13 protein-coding genes are annotated in these 17284 nt (G+C 43.2%); 7 read left to right on the forward strand and 6 right to left on the reverse strand.

Going from position 1 to position 17284, the window contains the following annotated elements; genetic code table 11:
• The first annotated feature begins 59 nt into the window (after nucleotides 1–59).
• Complete coding sequence (locus BLS59_RS11685) at nucleotides 60–434, forward strand: VOC family protein (protein WP_091149401.1); 375 nt, start codon at nucleotides 60–62, stop codon at nucleotides 432–434.
• Nucleotides 435–646: 212 nt separating this feature from the next.
• Here the strand turns inward: BLS59_RS11685 and BLS59_RS11690 are convergent, their stop codons facing one another.
• Together BLS59_RS11690 and BLS59_RS11695 are read right to left on the reverse strand one after the other, a co-directional pair.
• On the reverse strand, nucleotides 647–2467 hold the full coding sequence (locus BLS59_RS11690) for a serine hydrolase domain-containing protein (protein ID WP_091149405.1): 1821 nt from the start codon (nucleotides 2465–2467) through the stop codon (nucleotides 647–649).
• Entirely contained in the window at nucleotides 2454–4085 is a 1632-nt protein-coding gene (locus BLS59_RS11695) for an amidohydrolase (RefSeq protein ID WP_091149408.1), read from the reverse strand. Before BLS59_RS11695 ends, BLS59_RS11690 begins: the two co-directional genes overlap by 14 nt.
• 255 nt (nucleotides 4086–4340) lie before the next feature.
• Between BLS59_RS11695 and mutL the strand changes: the two genes are divergently transcribed.
• The 5 genes from mutL (at nucleotide 4341) to cysS (ending at nucleotide 10565) form a co-directional block, all read left to right on the forward strand.
• On the forward strand, nucleotides 4341–6197 hold the full coding sequence (gene mutL / locus BLS59_RS11700) for a DNA mismatch repair endonuclease MutL (protein WP_091149410.1): 1857 nt from the start codon (nucleotides 4341–4343) through the stop codon (nucleotides 6195–6197).
• A 21-nt stretch (nucleotides 6198–6218) separates the two neighbouring features.
• Nucleotides 6219–6953, forward strand: coding sequence for a rhomboid family intramembrane serine protease (locus BLS59_RS11705; protein ID WP_091149412.1), 735 nt, complete (start codon nucleotides 6219–6221; stop codon nucleotides 6951–6953).
• A 37-nt stretch (nucleotides 6954–6990) separates the two neighbouring features.
• Nucleotides 6991–7869 (forward strand): rhomboid family protein, encoded by an 879-nt coding sequence (locus BLS59_RS11710; RefSeq protein ID WP_091149414.1) that lies wholly within the window; start codon nucleotides 6991–6993, stop codon nucleotides 7867–7869.
• Nucleotides 7859–8971: an endonuclease/exonuclease/phosphatase family protein gene (locus tag BLS59_RS11715; protein ID WP_162842613.1), complete on the forward strand. Its 1113-nt coding sequence runs from the start codon at nucleotides 7859–7861 to the stop codon at nucleotides 8969–8971. Before BLS59_RS11710 ends, BLS59_RS11715 begins: the two co-directional genes overlap by 11 nt.
• 130 nt (nucleotides 8972–9101) lie before the next feature.
• On the forward strand, nucleotides 9102–10565 hold the full coding sequence (gene cysS / locus BLS59_RS11720) for a cysteine--tRNA ligase (protein ID WP_091149418.1): 1464 nt from the start codon (nucleotides 9102–9104) through the stop codon (nucleotides 10563–10565).
• Nucleotides 10566–10604: 39 nt separating this feature from the next.
• On the opposite strand, the gene BLS59_RS11725 is transcribed toward cysS, so the two are convergent.
• Nucleotides 10605–11285: a hypothetical protein gene (locus BLS59_RS11725; protein ID WP_091149421.1), complete on the reverse strand. Its 681-nt coding sequence runs from the start codon at nucleotides 11283–11285 to the stop codon at nucleotides 10605–10607.
• Nucleotides 11286–11612: 327 nt separating this feature from the next.
• Between BLS59_RS11725 and BLS59_RS11730 the strand changes: the two genes are divergently transcribed.
• Nucleotides 11613–12479 (forward strand): Cif family virulence factor, encoded by an 867-nt coding sequence (locus BLS59_RS11730; RefSeq protein ID WP_143014110.1) that lies wholly within the window; start codon nucleotides 11613–11615, stop codon nucleotides 12477–12479.
• A gap of 370 nt (nucleotides 12480–12849) precedes the next feature.
• On the opposite strand, the gene BLS59_RS11735 is transcribed toward BLS59_RS11730, so the two are convergent.
• The 3 genes from BLS59_RS11735 to ileS are packed head-to-tail and all read right to left on the reverse strand — an operon-like array spanning nucleotide 12850 to nucleotide 17232.
• On the reverse strand, nucleotides 12850–13455 hold the full coding sequence (locus tag BLS59_RS11735; protein WP_091149427.1) for a lipoprotein signal peptidase: 606 nt from the start codon (nucleotides 13453–13455) through the stop codon (nucleotides 12850–12852).
• Nucleotides 13456–13839, reverse strand: coding sequence for a TraR/DksA family transcriptional regulator (locus BLS59_RS11740; protein ID WP_091149429.1), 384 nt, complete (start codon nucleotides 13837–13839; stop codon nucleotides 13456–13458).
• Nucleotides 13840–17232: an isoleucine--tRNA ligase gene (ileS, locus tag BLS59_RS11745; RefSeq protein ID WP_091149432.1), complete on the reverse strand. Its 3393-nt coding sequence runs from the start codon at nucleotides 17230–17232 to the stop codon at nucleotides 13840–13842. It lies immediately after the preceding gene.
• Nucleotides 17233–17284 lie beyond the last annotated feature (52 nt).

Genomic DNA, 17284 nt, shown 5'->3' on the forward strand with positions numbered 1-17284 from the left:
AATGATTTAACTTCGTTAACCCGCATATTTGGGTGATCTATCTACAAACTATCAAGGCGATGGAAAACACTATCAATTTACAAATCAACGGCATACAGCACATTGGCATCCCGGTTACCAACGTTGTTGCGTCGCAGCAATTTTACGAAAGACTGGGCTTTATTAACACGATGGAACGGCCCTTTGACCACAATGGCGAAAAAGGCACGTGCATAATGATGCAACGTGGCAACATGATCCTTGAACTTTACCAGTTTCCAGAAAGTGCGCTCGGCGACATCCGAAGCCGCAAAGATGGCCATGTAGATCATGTTGCCTTTGACGTAAGCGATATCAACGAAACTTTCAAAGTGATAAGCGAAGCCGGCTTCAACGTGCTGGAACCCGAGCCTGTTTTTCTGCAATTTTGGAAAAACGGCTGTAAGTATTTTTAATATTACAGGACCGGATGGGGAGCGATTGGAATTTAACCAGCTATTGTGATTTATTTTACACGCACCAACTCCCCCCTCGCGCGGGTTTAGCGCAGCGTAACCCGTGTGAAAGCAGGGCATAAGCTTCCAGCTTATCCTGCGGCTGAAAGCCGCAACCATGCTAAGTCACGGGCTGAAAAGCCCGCGCCAGTAAAAAACTCCGAAACCCGAAATCAAATTCCCTTGCTTATCGCCTCATAAACCACATCCATTATCCGTGGCCTGATGTTGAGGCTGGATAGTTTGTTACTGGAGGCCGATGGGTTTACCCGGTTTGATAAAAATATATACACCAGGTTAAAACGTGGATCAACCCAAACGCAGGTACCGGTAAAGCCGGTGTGCCCGTAGGTTTGCTCCGATGCCAGGCGCGATGGATAATGGCGCTCGGCAATAGGGTCCCATCTGTCAAAACCCAAACCGCGCCTGCTTACGGCCGATTGCTTGGAGGTGAACAGATCAATCACTTCAGGTTTAAAATATTGCTTGCCGCCGTAGGTACCCCGGTTAAGCAGCATCTGGTAAAGTATGGCCACATCATTGGCGCTGCCAAATAAACCCGCATGACCGGCAACGCCTCCCATAAGGGCAGCAGTCGGGTCGTGCACGTAACCATCAAGCAGGCTACGACGATATTCCTGATCATTTTCGGTTGGTACTATCTGCGCGGCATTGAAGCGGTATAGCGGTAAAAATCCGGCAGTCTGCATCCCCAGCGGATTATAGAATTGTTGCTGTACATATACGTTTTCGGGGATGGAGGTAATGTTTTCTACTACTTCCTTCATAAATAGCATACTCACATCACTATACACATACTGGCCGCGGGTGCGCAGCGGCGAGTTCAGCATTTCGGGCAGCATTACATCCTTATAATAGTTGGCCCGTAAAAAATAATGCTCGGATACTTTTGTTGGATAAGCAGCCGATGAATCGGTGCTATGATCAGTTGGCTTTACTTTTTCAAAGCTCTGAATATCGGGGATCAATCCTGCCTGGTGCAGCAGCAGTTCGCTTATCTTAATATCGTTCTTGTTACTTTTTTTAGCCAGCGGAACATAATCGCCAATAGTATTTTCCAGGCTTAGCTTTCCCTGGTCGGTAAGGGCCATAGCCTCTATGGTGGTAGCCGATATTTTGGTCATAGATGCCAGGTCGAAGATATCGGTTATCTTATCGGGCACCTGCGTATCGTAGGTATGGTTACCATAAGCCTTATTGAAGATCACCTTACCGTCTTTAGCCACCAAAACAACGCAGCCGGGAGTGGCGTGTTGGGCAATGGCTTCGCGGGCAATGTTATCTATGCTTGCCAGGTCGCTGGCGTTGATGTTGGCCTCTTCGGGCACTGTGTATTGCAGCCTTGTTTTATCAGTAATAAAACCCATACCCGATGCAAATTGCGGCGAATAAGTTTTAGTAAGTTTTTGCGTAATAGGCAAGCCGCCAAAAACAGCCTGCGCAGCATAATACGCCGATACCGGCGAAATCCGCTCGCTCCAGATAATTGGTGCGCTGATATTGGTAAGTTTACCAAACACCGTGCCTGCGCCAAATACTGCAACTATTACATTCTTTAGTTTTTGGTTCCCGTTAATAAAATCTGCCAGCTGCGGATTATTCAGATCGGCTTCGTTTAATTGTATAATGATGGTATTATACCACATCAAATCGGCAGATAGATCGTTAAGGGTCTTGGCGCCTGTATAAACATTACCGTCAAAGGTTTGCACCTTGCTGTATTTGTTAAGCAGGCTATCAAAAGCAGTGGTATATTGGTTGCTGAAATGAACGCTGGCTATTTTAAGCTGATCGAGATTTTGCAGCGGAATAAGGTATTTACTGTTATTGAGTAACACGGTTGAGTGTTCAACCAACCGCTCTTCTGCAATGTAATTTTTACCGGTAAGGGGCGGGTTTTGCGCACAAGCCGTATTAAATATTGAAAAACCCAACAACACAAAAGCAACACTGCCCCACTTACTTTTTATCATATACTTTTACTCCGTTTATATAAGTTTTGATCACTTTTACATTTGGCAGATCAGCGCCTTTTGCTTTCATAATATCTTTATCCAGCAGCACAAAATCGGCATATTTACCGGGTTCGATGCTCCCTTTTTCCTTTTCTTCAAAGTTGGCTTTGGCTGCCCAAATAGTCATCCCCTTGAGGGCTTCGGTACGACTAAGCGCGTTCTCCATCTGGAAACCGCCGGCAGGATATCCCTTGCGGTCCTTACGTTCAACTGCTGCATAAAACGTGTACATGGGGTTAATATTCTCCACCGGAAAATCGGTACCCAGGGGCAACCAGCCATTCTGACCTAATAATTTTTTGTAAGCATAGGCCGATTTCAGGCGCTCTTTACCCAGTCGCTTGCCCGCCCAATACATATCTGATGTGGCATGTGTAGGCTGCACTGATGGAATGATGCTATTATCGCCAAAATATTTTACATCTTCCGGCGATACCACCTGCGCATGTTCAATACGCCAGCGGCGATCGTTTTTACCTTTCAATACGCTGGCATAAATTTTAAGCATAACGCGGTTTGCCGAATCGCCAATGGCATGGGTACACATCTGGAATCCTTTGTCATATATCAATTTGGCAACCTGCTCAAAGTGGGCCTGGCTACTTAGCAAAAAGCCTTTTTTGTTTGTTGAATCAGTATAGGGTTTGAGCAACGCAGCCCCGTATGATCCCAGTGCGCCATCGGCATAAACTTTAAACGCCCTTACATTTAAACCGGGAGTTTTATAAACGCCGTGTTTAAAAAGGTATTCGTAGTTCTCCTGCCTGTCGGCCAGCATCATGTAAATGCGCATTTTTAAGGAGCCTTTATGCTGCAGATCGGCAATGGTGCTGATCATGGCATAAGGCAGGCCGCAATCATCAACGGTAGTTAACCCTACAGCAAAGCAATTTTGTTGTGCCGATAGCAGCGCATTTTCTACCATCGGCGCGGGAGGCTCTGGTATTTTGCGGGTTACTATGCCCACCGCGTTATCAACCAGTACGCCGGTAAGCTTGCCCTTAATAGTTTCAATTTGGCCACCGTTAATAGTTTGACCTGGTTTTACGCCTGCAATATTAAGCGCGGCCTGGTTGGCAATAACCGCATGGCCATCAACCCGGCTCAGTATAACCGGCCTCACCGGAAACAGCGAATCGAGCTTGGCCTTATCCGGAAACTCCTCTTTTGCCCAATCGTTCTGATCCCAGCCGTTGCCAATGATCCAGCCATCAGGGTTGCGGGTTGAGTACGCACTTACAGAGTCTATGATCTCGCCCCAGCTTTTGGTACCCACCAGGTTAACCTCCTGCAAGCCCATACCGTACTCATAAAAGTGCGCATGCGCGTCAATAAAACCGGGATATACGGCGGCACCGTTGGCATCTAAAACCTCACGGGCAAAATATTTTTGCTCCAGCGTATCGGCATTTCCAACCGCTAAAATTTTACCACCACTTACCACGAAGGCGTTAGCGGTGCTAAAGTTACTGTCCACCGTATAAACAACGGCGTTTTTAACCAGCAGATCAGCATTATATTCTTTTTGTTTGCAGGCCGCGGCCAAAAGCAACAGCACTGGCAATAATTTTTTCATAAAGTAGATTTTTTGTGGGACGATGGAATAAAGAGTAAAGAACAAGGAACAACGATAATAGTGCGAAGGCAAAAGACAGTAAATCTATGAGTTGTCCTTTTTATATCATCTTTATCCCTATTATTTGTTCTATTATACTTATTCTTTGCTCCGTGTTGTTATCATCCTGTACATATACAATTACCAAATCATAAAGTTATGCCTTCAAATATTTAATTTAGCATCGAAAACGAAATTGAAGGGAATTTTTTTAAAATGTCAGATATAATACAGCTTTTACCGGATGCCGTTGCCAACCAGATTGCCGCGGGCGAAGTGGTGCAACGACCAGCATCTGCCGTAAAAGAATTGGTGGAGAATGCTATTGACGCCGGGGCCTCAAAAATACAGCTCATTATAAAAGATGCCGGTAAATCATTGATACAGGTTATTGACGATGGCTGCGGCATGAGCCCTACTGATGCCCGCATGTGCTTTGAGCGCCACGCCACCTCCAAAATACGCAAAGCCGATGATCTGTTTGCCATACGCACTATGGGTTTCCGGGGCGAGGCCATGGCATCCATAGCGGCCATTGCCCAGGTGGAGATGAAAACCCGCCGGCATGAGGACGAGCTGGGTACGTGCATTTTTATAGAAGGATCAGAAGTGGTGAGCCAGGAGGCATGTTCGGCCAATGTGGGTACGTCTATCTCCATAAAAAACCTGTTTTATAACACACCTGCCCGCCGTAACTTTTTAAAAAGTAACCCGGTGGAGATGCGCCATATCATTGATGAATTTCAACGCGTAGCACTTGCCAATCCACAGATATTTTTTACGCTGCATCATGACGGCCAGGAAGTTTACCACCTGCCAGGAGCAGCGTTAAAACAACGCATTGTACACCTGTTTGGCAATAATTATAACCAGCGTTTGGTACCGGTTGAGGAAGATACCACCATTATTAACCTGCGTGGCTTTGTTGGCAAGCCCGAGTTTGCCCGCAAAACCCGCGGCGAGCAGTTCTTTTTTGTGAACTACCGCTTTATCCGTGATGCGTATTTGAACCATGCTGTACTTACCGCTTTCGAAGATCTGCTGCCGGATGATAGCTATCCCATGTATGTATTGTTCATTGATATTGATCCATCCAAGATAGATATCAACGTACACCCCACTAAAACCGAGATCAAATACCAGGACGAGAAAGCTATTTATGCCATTATCCGGTCTGCGGTAAAACGATCGTTGGGGCGGTATAACATTACGCCAAGTTTGGATTTTGACCAGGAGAACAGTATTGAGCACCTGATAACGCCCAAGCCTTTTGAGGAAATAGTAGCGCCAACCATATCCTTTAATCCGGATTTCAATCCTTTTGCTGCCGAAAAAAGGCCGGCGAGAGAATATCCCACCTTCCGCAATAGCGATGAGCACCGCAGCAACCCCATCCCGCATAACTGGAATACGCTTTACGAGATAACCAAAAAGGAAACCAACCTGCAACACCAAATGCACGAGGAGAAACTGATAACGGTTGATGAACAGGAAGTAAGCAAGCCCAGCGAACGGCAGTTGTTCCAGATCCATAACCGGTTTATCCTGTCGCAAATTAAATCGGGCTTTATGTTGATAGGGCAACAGGCAGCCCATGAACGCGTTTTGTACGAACGTTTTTTACAGCAATTGCAAAATCATTCGGGCGTAAGCCAGCAGAGTTTATTTCCACAATCGGTAACACTAAACGGCAGCGATTTTGAGTTATTAAGAGAGCTTTTGCCCGATATTAAGGCCCTCGGTTTTGACATTAGGGAGTTTGGTAAAAACACCGTTGTTGTTGAAGGCGTACCGGCCGAATTGCACAATGTTGACGAGCATGAACTACTGGAACATTTGCTGGAAGGCTTTAAAAACAATATGGCCATTTTAAAGGTAGATAAACGGGATAACCTGGCACGCTCGCTGGCGCGCAACGCGGCCATAAAAACTGGTACCAAATTATCGCTGGAAGAAATGAATCAACTGATAGACCAGCTTTTTGCCTGCCAAATGCCAAACCAGGCATTGAATGGTAAGCCCGTAATCAGTACATTTACATTGGCCGAATTAATTGAACGATTTGAAAAATAGCCTGCGGGCTTTACTTATACTATGAACGGATTTAACCAGTCGCCTTTTGCTAATATACCACCGGTTGTAAAAAACCTGCTGATCATAAATATCCTTTGCTTTATACCCGTTTTAATATTTGACAAGGGGGCAAACGGCCCAAATCCAATTGCCGACAATTTTGGTATGTTTTATTTCAATTCGCCAAATTTCAGGCTATGGGAAGTAATTACCTACATGTTTGTACATGGCAATCTCGCACATATCTTTTTTAACATGTTTGCGTTATTTTCATTCGGCCCCATTGTTGAGTACGCCATCGGATCAAAGAGGTTCCTAAGCTTTTATTTTATTTGTGGCATTGGTGCTATTGCATTTCAAATGCTGGTACAGGCTTATGAGGTACATGCTATTACAGGCGGCATCACCATTAATCATCCGGGGCTTGATTCATCTTACCTTGCATTTGGGCAAGAAAAAGCTATAAAGCTCTACGGTATTTACCATACATCCATAGTGGGCGCATCTGGTGCTATATTTGGGTTGCTAATAGCATTTGGGATGCTTTACCCAAATATGGAGCTCATGATCATGTTTATTCCGGTGCCTATAAAAGCAAAATATATTATTCCTATTTATGTTGTGGTTGAGCTATTTTTAGGTGTTGAACAATTTGCCGGCGATTCGGTAGCGCATTTTGCCCACTTAGGCGGTGCACTTATAGGCTTTATATTGGTAAAAGCCTGGCGATTGCAGCATACAGACAATTTTTATTAACAAACAGGAGTTATCAAATTAATAACTATTTATTTTTATGAGTACCCTTTGGCAAAACATTCAATACAAAATGCTGCGGTCTGGCAATAAGTTAAACCTGCTTATTGGTATTAACGTTATTGTTTTTTTGGCTATAAATATACCGGCTACGCTTGAGCTGCTGCTAACCTCATTTAGCAGACCCAGTATGATATCTTTTTATGCAGATAAATACCTACAGCTACCCGCGCACCTACCCACGCTATTAATCCATTTCTGGACGCCGCTTACTTACTCGTTTATGCACGCGGGGATATTACACATTCTGTTTAATATGCTTTGGTTATACTGGATGGGCCAAATATTTGAAGAATACCTGGGCAATAAGCGCACTATCGGTTTATACATATTAGGCGGTTTATCGGGCGCCTTGTTCTTTCTGCTGGCTTATAATTTACTCCCGGCCTTTACCAGTGTTAACGCGGCAGCAGAAAGCACCATAGTAGGCGCATCGGCCAGTGTTATGGCTATTGTAGTGGCTACGGCAACGCTGCTACCCAATTACACCATATCATTAATACTTATAGGCCCAGTAAAATTAAAATGGCTGGTGCTGGTTATTTTAGTAATAGACTTTTTAGGAACCGTAGGCCCCAATGCAGGCGGCGAAATTGCCCACCTTGGCGGGGCCTTGTTTGGCTTCATCTATATAAAACAACTACAAAAAGGGCACGATTGGATAGGCGGCATCAGTAACCTGTTTAAATCACGATCTAAACTAAAAGTGGTGCCCGGCAACTCAAATAAAAACACCGTAGAGTTTCCTCGACAGGAAGAAATAGACCGTATATTAGATAAAATATCACAATCGGGCTATGATAGCCTTAACAAGCAGGAAAGAGAGATCCTATTCCGCGCAAGCAAAAATGAGAAATAACAAAAAGCAGAGTTTTATAGGTAAAGTATTATTATGGATAAACCTGTTGCTTTGCGTTGCTTTATTGATCAGTTATCTTGCACCACACGTTAACCCGCAAAAGTACTGGATAGTTGCCTTTTTTGGCTTGGCCTACCCCGTTTTACTTGTTTCAAATGTAATTATGCTTGCGCTTTGGCTGCTGCGCAGGCGGTGGCTGTTCCTGTTATCGTTCGTTACCATTTTAGTTGGCTGGAATGTACTGCTTAACAATGTAGGCTTCCGCACGGGAGGGCCGGATGTTGATAAACCTACCCGGGCAAATACCATGCGCATCATGACCTATAACGCGCATAACTTTAAACGTTACGGGGCTACTAACGATATATCAACCAAGCACGAAATACTAAGTTTAATAAGCCAGCAACAGCCGGATATTATAGGCTTCCAGGAGTTTTACACCAAAAATAAGGGCCAGTATGAAATGCGCGATTCTATTATAAAAATAATGGGGTCAAATAACTTTTACTTCGAGCCCTTTAATTTTAACAACACCGAGGCTATAGGCATGGCTATTTTTTCCAAATTCCCTATCATTTCCCGGGGGATAATACACCTTTCCGAAAAAAAATCAGCAAACCAATGCCTGTTTGTCGACGTGAAAAAAGGCGAGAAAATATTCCGTGTATATAGCGTACACCTGCAATCGATAAGGTTTGACCCCGAGGATTATAAATATCTGGATAGCGTTTCAAAAAAAGGCAAAACAGATATACGGTCGACCAAGCGGCTGGGCGGCAAACTAAAAATAGCTTTTATTAAACGGAGCCAGCAAGTAGTTATGATTAAGGACCATGCCGCAAAGTGCCCCTATCCCTACCTTATTACCGGCGATTTTAATGACACCCCCGCTTCCTACGCGGTAAACCAAATGGCCGACGGACTTAAAAATGCCTTCCGCGAAAAGGGTTCTGGTTTTGGCCGCACCTATAACGGCGATTTCCCTAACTATCAAATAGATTATATTATGGCCAGCCCGCAGTTTGATATAGTCACGTACAAAGTAATTGAAAAGAAACTATCAGATCATTACCCGTTGCGCAGCGATGTGGTGCTCAACTAAAATAGCGTCAGGATGTAAGCGTCAAGAATCAAGACAAAGTTTTAATTATTTTACCTTCTCTTGATTCTTGACGCTAATCTCTTGATTCTTATTGATAGCTTAAAATCTAAAAAATCGTAAGTTTGCACTCATGAAACAAAATTTATTTGTTTACAACACTTTAACACGTAAAAAAGAAGAATTTAAGCCTTTGAATGCCCCGCATGTGGGCATGTACGTTTGCGGCCCTACTGTTTACAGCGATGTGCATTTGGGCAACTGTCGTACTTATATATCTTTCGACCTGATGTTCAGGTACCTTACCGCTATTGGATACAAAGTGCGCTATGTACGTAATGTAACCGATGCCGGCCACCTGGAAGGTGATGCCGGGGATGAAGGTGAAGACAAGATCTCTAAAAAAGCCAAAATAGCCCAGCTGGAACCAATGGAAATTGTACAGAAGTACACCGTTGGCTTTCATGATGTAATGCAAATACTGAATACCTTACCGCCAAGTATTGAGCCTACCGCTACGGGCCACATTATTGAGCAGATAGAAATGGTAAAGCTGATACTGGAAAACGGTTATGCCTATGAAGTAGATGGCTCGGTATATTTTGATGTAGAAAAATATAACAAAACAAAAAATTACGGCATTTTAAGCGGCCGTAACCTGGAAGATCTGCTGAACAATACCCGTACACTGGGCGGTCAGCAGGAAAAACATGGCAAACTTGATTTTGCCCTGTGGATAAAAGCCAAACCCGAGCATTTGATGAAATGGCCATCACCCTGGGGTGTTGGGTTTCCGGGCTGGCACCTGGAATGCTCGGCCATGAGCCAGAAATACCTTGGCGATCAATTCGATATTCACGGCGGCGGGCTCGACCTTGTACCCACGCACCATACCAACGAGATAGCCCAGCATGTAGCCTGCTGCGGTAAAAACCCGGCCAATTACTGGGTGCATACCAATATGCTAACGGTTAACGGACAAAAAATGTCGAAATCATTAGGTAACAGTTTTTTACCGCATGAGCTTTTCAGCGGGGAAAATTCTATCCTTAACAAAGGCTACAGCCCTATGACGGTGCGATTTTTTATGCTGCAGGCTCATTACCGCAGTACCCTTGATTTTGGCAACGAGGCAATGGAAGCATCAGAAAAAGGCTTTAAACGCCTTATGAATGCCTACGCACTGCTTGATGGATTAAAGGCATCCAACAGCACCGAAATTGAGATTGAGCCCCTCATGGCTCGTTGCTACGCCGCCATGAACGATGATTTTAACAGTCCGGTACTTATTGCCGAATTGTTTGAAGCATCGCGCATTATCAATTCGGTACATGATGGCAAAATGAAGATAGATGCTGCTAACCTCGAGCTGCTTAAAACCCTCATGCATACTTTTGTGGAGGATATATTAGGCTTAAAAGACGAGCAGGCCGACAACGATGATCTGCCCAAAATCCTCAACCTCATTGTAAGCCTGCGCAACGAGGCCAAGTCAAATAAAGACTATGCCACCTCAGATAAGATCCGCGAGGGCCTATCGCAAATAGGTTTCCAGCTAAAGGATAGTAAAGAAGGAACGCTCTGGAGCAAAAGCTAATAAAAAGCGGCAAGTGATAAATCACTTGCCGCTTTTCATTTACAACGAGTTATAATAGCCAAACAATTTAGCCAGATCGGCATCGCTTTTATAGTCTATACTGTTGGTCTTTAGGTAGGTTTGCAGTTGGGGCTCTTTATCCTTAAATGCTGCAGCTATTGTTTTTTGTGTGGGTTTTATCTTGCTCATCTGCCCGTTAATCAGCAGGTAATAGCTATCGGCCAAAACAAATGTTTGGGTTGATGTTGCCGAGTTAAAAGCTTTACTAATTTCTATCTTCTTCTTATAATGTTTTAACAGTTTGACTTTGCCACCTCCAATAACCTGGTAATAGGTTGCAGTGGTTTGATTGTCAATGGCGGGGAAGCCACTATCAAACACCAGCGGCAACAGGTTGCTTTCATCAATTTTAAAAGGATTTAAGGTGAAGCTTTTAACGACGTCAATAAAGTTTAAGGAAGATGTATCCTTTGGATTTTCAAATGAAAGCTCATCCTTTGCAATGTTGTACCTGAGTTTAAGGGTGCCTGTTTTACCGTTGCCAAGCACAACCGAGCCTATAACCCAATCGGGTATCAAATAAGGGTTACCTTCTATCTCGGTATCGCTTTTTTCCATATAGGGCTTGCCCTCAATATCATTTGAAAACTTAACCTGGGCAGTAGCGGTGAAACCACCCAATACCATACACGTGAAAAAAAAGAATATGCGATTTTTCATGGCGAAGTAATTTTTAAAGATTAAATACAACAACAGGCGCTATTTAAAACATTATTAACAATACCGAGTTAATTAGTTTTTATATTTAAACGTACCAAAATAAACATGGGTATGCTAATATAAGTAAATTTCAATTTGAATTTATTCATTGATTGGCACAATTTTTATATGTTTAACGCTGCTTAAATACAATTAATTACAGGTGTTTTCGTTTCAGGTACAACCCAACAATACACCAGTAATGGGCAAGTGCTTACGTTTAATGAAAGCCACAATTACACATCGACTTAAAATTTATTACTAAATTGCCCCAAATAATACATGAACATGAAAAAATTATTATTAGCTGCTACATTTATAAGCTACGGCACATTTGCATTTGCGCAAACCGGCCCAGCCCAGGTAAAGAAAGTAGTTAGTGCCGAAGACGCTTTTAACAAATTAGTTGAACGTAAGGGCATGAAGGATGCCTTTTTATCTGTTGCAGATCCTGAAGGTATAGTTTTTAAACCCGACGCAGTTAAAATAGTAGATTTTTATAACAATATTGATAAACAACCCGGTAAATTAAGCTGGAAACCAAACTTTGCCCGTATATCATCCAATGGCGACCTTGCTTTTACCGCAGGGCCGTACGTGTTTAGTAACGGCAAAGGCGAAGATGACAAAGTATTTGGCGACTACGTATCCATATGGCGTACCGATGCCGATAATAAATTCAAATTGCTTATTGACCTCGGTATACAACACCCAGAAAGCGAGCTAGAAACACCTACTGATTTTAAAGATGCTGAGGTTGCTACAAAAACAGCTCCAAGTAAAGACCCATTCGCTGCTAAAACTATTATCATAAATACCGATAAAATATTTAATCACTCTTTAACCCTTTCTTCATTAGCTGGTTATAAGGAGTTTTTAAGTCCGGAAGCACATTATTACTTCCCCGGCTTTGAGCCGATGGTAGGATCAGACGTGATCATGAAATTTATTAATAACCAGGCAATCACCATTACCGCCGAAACTACCGATGGGGGTCGTTCATCAAGTAATGACCTGGCGTACACTTATGGCCATGCCCGTATTACAAAAGGCAACGTGGTAAGCAATTACAACTATGTACGCATTTGGGAGCTTGATAAAACAAAAAAATGGGATATTCTGCTGGAAGTTTTTGCAGCTATTGAAAATGAATAAGCAACTATAAAGATATTTTTAAAGCGATAAGTTTTACTCATCGCTTTTTTTGTGGGATTAATTGCTGTAACTCGCGACAGCTATTCAATACGTCATTGCGAGGTTTAAAATCCGTAGCCTCTGAAGCTTGAAATGACATGGGAAATTATAAAAAAAAGGGCTGTCATGCTGAGCCTGTCGAAGCATAGCGGGCAAAGGCCTCTACGCGCGACCCTTCGACAAGCTCAGGGTGACAGGCCCTTACACATAACTTGTCGTGGGTAGGAACGAAGCAATGACGCGGTATTTAAAATGCCTGCTCGATGTCAATAAAAAAAGCCCGAAACTGAGATCAATCAGCATCGGGCCTTCCATATAATTTTACGTCTGCTTATTCCTCAACCATTTCGCTGTTGGGGCTGCTCAATTCCGGCACTTCATGTTTAAAGTAGCGTTTCTGGTATATTAATATCATGATAACGCCTACGCATATGGCCGAATCGGCAAGGTTAAATACCGGGCGGAAAAACTCAAATGGCTCACCGCCAAAAAATGGAAGCCATGATGGATACGTTCCTCTGAACAGCGGAAAGTAAAACATATCAACCACACGCCCATGAAAAAGCGGCGCATATTTGTACATGATACCGTAAAATGTAGAGTCGATAATATTCCCTACCGCGCCGGCTAAAATAAGCGCTACGTTCATGACCAATCCGCGGTGATATTTATGCTTTATAAGGTAAACCAAGCTATAAACAATACCGCAAACGGCAACAATCCTAAACAGTGTTAAAGCAAGTTTGCCGGCATCGCCGCCCCACTCCATACCAAACGCCATACCGTTATTTTCGGTGTAGTGCAGCATGCCGTGGCTGCCAAAAAAGCGAATTTCTTCGCCCATATACATGTGGCTATGCACCCAGGTCTTGATGATCTGGTCGGCAAGAATAATAAATGCAGCAGTTAAAAAAGGTTTGGTGTAAGCAGCCTTCATTTATTGCCTTAATTTTGCTTCCATTGTCATGGTGGTATGCGGCACGGCACGTAAACGCTCCTTAGGGATCAGTTTACCTGTTTCGCGGCAAATGCCATAGGTTTTATTTTCAATACGTACCAACGCAGCTTCCAGCTGATCGATAAATTTTTTCTGACGGGCAGCTAACTGGTTTATTTGTTCTTTTTCCAAAGTGGCAGAACCATCTTCCAAAGTTTTATAAGTACCTGCTGTATCATCAGTTCCGTTTGCATTTGGCGAACTTAATGAGGTTGCAAGTGAATTTAATTCTTCTTTAGCAATACGCAGTTTATCCAGGATGAGTGCTTTAAATTCCTGCAGGTCTGACTCAGAGTATCTGGTTTTTTCGTTTTCTACTTTCATTTATATTTTACTAATAACAATCAAAATTTCTTGTCCATCAATGGTGATTAAATCACCATCATTTAATTGGGAATCAAGCACTATGCCTACCGCCAAAACTTCGGCGCAAATATAGGTTAAATTGCTTTTTACCGCTTCGCTGATATACGGGTGATCAAAAACACGAACATCGACCTTGTCCGTCACCTCAAAGCCCTTGTCCTTACGTAAGTTTTGGATTCTGTTTATCAGCTCGCGGGCAATACCCTCTTGTTTCAATTCATTGGTTATGGTAACATCCAAAGCCACCGTTAGTTTGCCCTGGTTTGTTACTTGCCAGCCCGGTACATCTTCTGCAATGATATCTACGTCAGTATCAGCTATTAAATATTTACCACCAAGTACATTAATACTTTCGTTTACCTCTAATTCGGCAATATCATCATTTGTAAAGTTATTAATAGCTTCTGCTACCGCTTTCATATCCTTACCCACCTTTGCACCCAATGCTTTAAAGTTTGGTTTTATCTTCTTTTTGATGAAACCCGCGGTGTCGGTAATATACTCAATATCCTTGATGTTGGTTTCAGATAATATTAAATCTTTTACCTGATCTACCTGCTCCTTAAAGTTTTTATCTAATATAGGCAGCAGGATTTTACTTAGGGGCTGACGTACGTTTATTCCAATTTTTTTACGCAGCGATAACACCAATGATGATATATCCTGTGCCATCTGCATACGTTCCTCCAGCGCGGTATCCACCAACTCGTTATGGTAAGTTGGGAAATAAGCCAGGTGTACTGATTCAAATTCCTCTTTACCCGTTATCGAGTTTAAATCGTTATATAACCTATCGGCAAAAAACGGCGCAATTGGCGACATTAATTTAGATATAGTTATTAAACATGTATATAACGTTTGATATGCCGATAACTTATCATCAGAGTTATCTGATTTCCAGAAACGGCGACGGCTTAAACGGATGTACCAGTTGCTGAAATGCGCGTCAACAAATTCCTGTATGGCGCGGGCGGCCTTGGTTGGCTCAAAATCGGCATAAAAATCATCAACCTCGCGGCTAAGGGTATTTAATAATGATATGATCCAGCGGTCAATTTCGGGGCGTTGGGCCAAATCTATCTCCGGTTCGGTATATTTAAACTTATCGATGTTGGCATACATCGTAAAAAACGAATAAGTATTGTACAGCGTACCGAAGAATTTGCGGCGTACTTCATCAATCCCTTCCTCGTTAAATTTAAGGTTATCCCATGGGGCGGCATTGCTTATCATGTACCAGCGGGCTGTATCAGCGCCAAACTGCTCAATGGTAGCAAACGGATCAACGCCGTTACCCAGGCGTTTAGACATTTTGTTGCCGTTTTTATCAAGCACCAATCCGTTCGATACCACGTTTTTAAACGCTATACCTTTATTGCCAACCTGTTCGTTAACAGCTTTTACCTTGTCGCTGGCTTCGCTTAGCATAACGGCTATGGCGTGTAGCGTGAAAAACCAGCCACGGGTTTGATCAACACCCTCGGCAATAAAATCTGCCGGGTAGGCATTTTTAAATTCTTCTTCGTTTTCAAAAGGGAAATGCCACTGCGCGTAAGGCATAGCACCGCTATCAAACCAAACGTCAATAAGATCGGGCTCGCGCAGCATTTTGTTGCCTTTTGATGATACCAGCACCACATCATCTACATACGGGCGGTGCATATCTTCCAGCCTGAAACTCTGCGGCATAAAACCTGCAGCGGCAGCAAGGTCTATCTCTTTATTCAGTTCCTCTATTGAGCCGATACATTTTTCTTCGGAGCCATTTTCCTCGCGCCAGATAGGCAGCGGGGTACCCCAGTAACGTGAACGCGACAGGTTCCAGTCAACCAGATTTTCCAGCCAGTTACCAAAACGGCCGGTACCGGTAGATTCAGGTTTCCAGTTGATGGTTTTGTTAAGCTCAACAAGTTTATCCTTAACAGCGGTTGTTTTTATAAACCAGCTATCCAACGGATAATACAATATCGGCTCGTCGCTGCGCCAGGAGTGCGGGTAGCTGTGTTCGTATTTTTTTACGTCGAAGGCTTTATTCTCTGTTTTTAGTTTGATAGAGATGAGCACATCTGTGGCTTTAAAGCCAGGCTCGGCGCGTTCTTCGGCAGTGTAGTATTCTTCTTTAACGTAGTAACCTGCAAAATCGGTAACCTCGTCAACAAAGCGACCTTGCTTGTTCACCAATGGTACTTCCTTGCCTGCTTCATCCTTCACCATTACTGATGGCACATTGTTCTCTTTACAGGCCCTGAAGTCATCCGCACCAAAAACAGAGGCAGTGTGCACTATACCTGTACCGTCGCCGGTAGTAACAAAGTCGGCAGGGATAACGCGGAAAGCGTTTTGTTCCAGATCTTCATTACTCACGTAAGGCATCAGTTGGTGATAGCGCAGGCCAACCAATTCAATACCTTTTATCTCGGCTCTTATTTCCCATGGAATAATCTTATCGCCGCCCTTATAATCCTGAAACGATGCGGTTTCACCTTCGGCTTTAAAGTATTTGCCAACCAAGGCTTTTGCAAGCACTACACTCACCGGTTCAAACGTATACGGGTTAAAAGTGCGAATCTTTACGTAATCTATATTTTCGCCAATGGCCAATGCGCAATTTGATGGCAGTGTCCAGGGGGTGGTTGTCCATGCCAGTATAGTGGTATCCTCGTTTATATCTTCAAATAAAACCGGGATCAACGGATGCTGCTGATCGTTCTTTAAATGAAACTGAGCTACTATGGAGGTATCCTTCACCATTTTGTAAGTACCCGGCTGGTTCAACTCGTGCGAGCTTAAACCGGTACCCGATTTGGGTGAATATGGCTGTACGGTATAACCCTTATACAGCCAGCCTTTTTTATAAAATTCCTTCAGTATCCACCAAAGGCTTTCAATGTATTCGTTTTTGTAGGTGATGTACGGGTCATTAAGGTCAACCCAATAGCCCATTTTTTCGGTAAGATCGTTCCAAACATCGGTATAACGCATCACTTCCTTGCGGCAGGCATCGTTATAGTCTTTAACGCTTATCTTTTTACCTATATCATCTTTAGTTATTCCTAAAGCTTTTTCAACAGCCAGTTCAATAGGTAGGCCGTGAGTATCCCAGCCGCCTTTGCGTTTTACCTGGTAACCTTTTAGTGTTTTATAACGACAAAAAATATCCTTTATAGAACGCGCCATTACGTGGTGAATGCCGGGCATACCATTAGCACTCGGTGGCCCTTCATAAAAAGTGTAAGGGTTACTTGCCGGGCGACTGCTGATACTTTTTTCAAATATGTTGTTCTGTTTCCAAAACTCCAGTACTTCTTTGCCTGTTTGCGATAAGTTTAACTGCTTATATTCCTTGTACATGTATATTTTTTGCCTTTTATCACCTCTTTTTTAAGAGGTTGCAAAAATACAG

Source organism: Mucilaginibacter pineti, from assembly GCF_900101875.1.
Classification (GTDB): Bacteria; Bacteroidota; Bacteroidia; order Sphingobacteriales; family Sphingobacteriaceae; genus Mucilaginibacter; species Mucilaginibacter pineti.

What these genes read in the sequence shown, in the direction of transcription:
- BLS59_RS11685 (WP_091149401.1), top strand. Translation starts at nt 60, where the DNA reads ATGGAAAACACTATCAATTTACAAATCAACGGCATACAGCACATTGGC.
- BLS59_RS11690 (WP_091149405.1), bottom strand. Translation starts at nt 2,467, where the DNA reads ATGATAAAAAGTAAGTGGGGCAGTGTTGCTTTTGTGTTGTTGGGTTTT.
- BLS59_RS11695 (WP_091149408.1), bottom strand. Translation starts at nt 4,085, where the DNA reads ATGAAAAAATTATTGCCAGTGCTGTTGCTTTTGGCCGCGGCCTGCAAA.
- mutL (WP_091149410.1), top strand. Translation starts at nt 4,341, where the DNA reads ATGTCAGATATAATACAGCTTTTACCGGATGCCGTTGCCAACCAGATT.
- BLS59_RS11705 (WP_091149412.1), top strand. Translation starts at nt 6,219, where the DNA reads ATGAACGGATTTAACCAGTCGCCTTTTGCTAATATACCACCGGTTGTA.
- BLS59_RS11710 (WP_091149414.1), top strand. Translation starts at nt 6,991, where the DNA reads ATGAGTACCCTTTGGCAAAACATTCAATACAAAATGCTGCGGTCTGGC.
- BLS59_RS11715 (WP_162842613.1), top strand. Translation starts at nt 7,859, where the DNA reads ATGAGAAATAACAAAAAGCAGAGTTTTATAGGTAAAGTATTATTATGG.
- cysS (WP_091149418.1), top strand. Translation starts at nt 9,102, where the DNA reads ATGAAACAAAATTTATTTGTTTACAACACTTTAACACGTAAAAAAGAA.
- BLS59_RS11725 (WP_091149421.1), bottom strand. Translation starts at nt 11,285, where the DNA reads ATGAAAAATCGCATATTCTTTTTTTTCACGTGTATGGTATTGGGTGGT.
- BLS59_RS11730 (WP_143014110.1), top strand. Translation starts at nt 11,613, where the DNA reads ATGAAAAAATTATTATTAGCTGCTACATTTATAAGCTACGGCACATTT.
- BLS59_RS11735 (WP_091149427.1), bottom strand. Translation starts at nt 13,455, where the DNA reads ATGAAGGCTGCTTACACCAAACCTTTTTTAACTGCTGCATTTATTATT.
- BLS59_RS11740 (WP_091149429.1), bottom strand. Translation starts at nt 13,839, where the DNA reads ATGAAAGTAGAAAACGAAAAAACCAGATACTCTGAGTCAGACCTGCAG.
- ileS (WP_091149432.1), bottom strand. Translation starts at nt 17,232, where the DNA reads ATGTACAAGGAATATAAGCAGTTAAACTTATCGCAAACAGGCAAAGAA.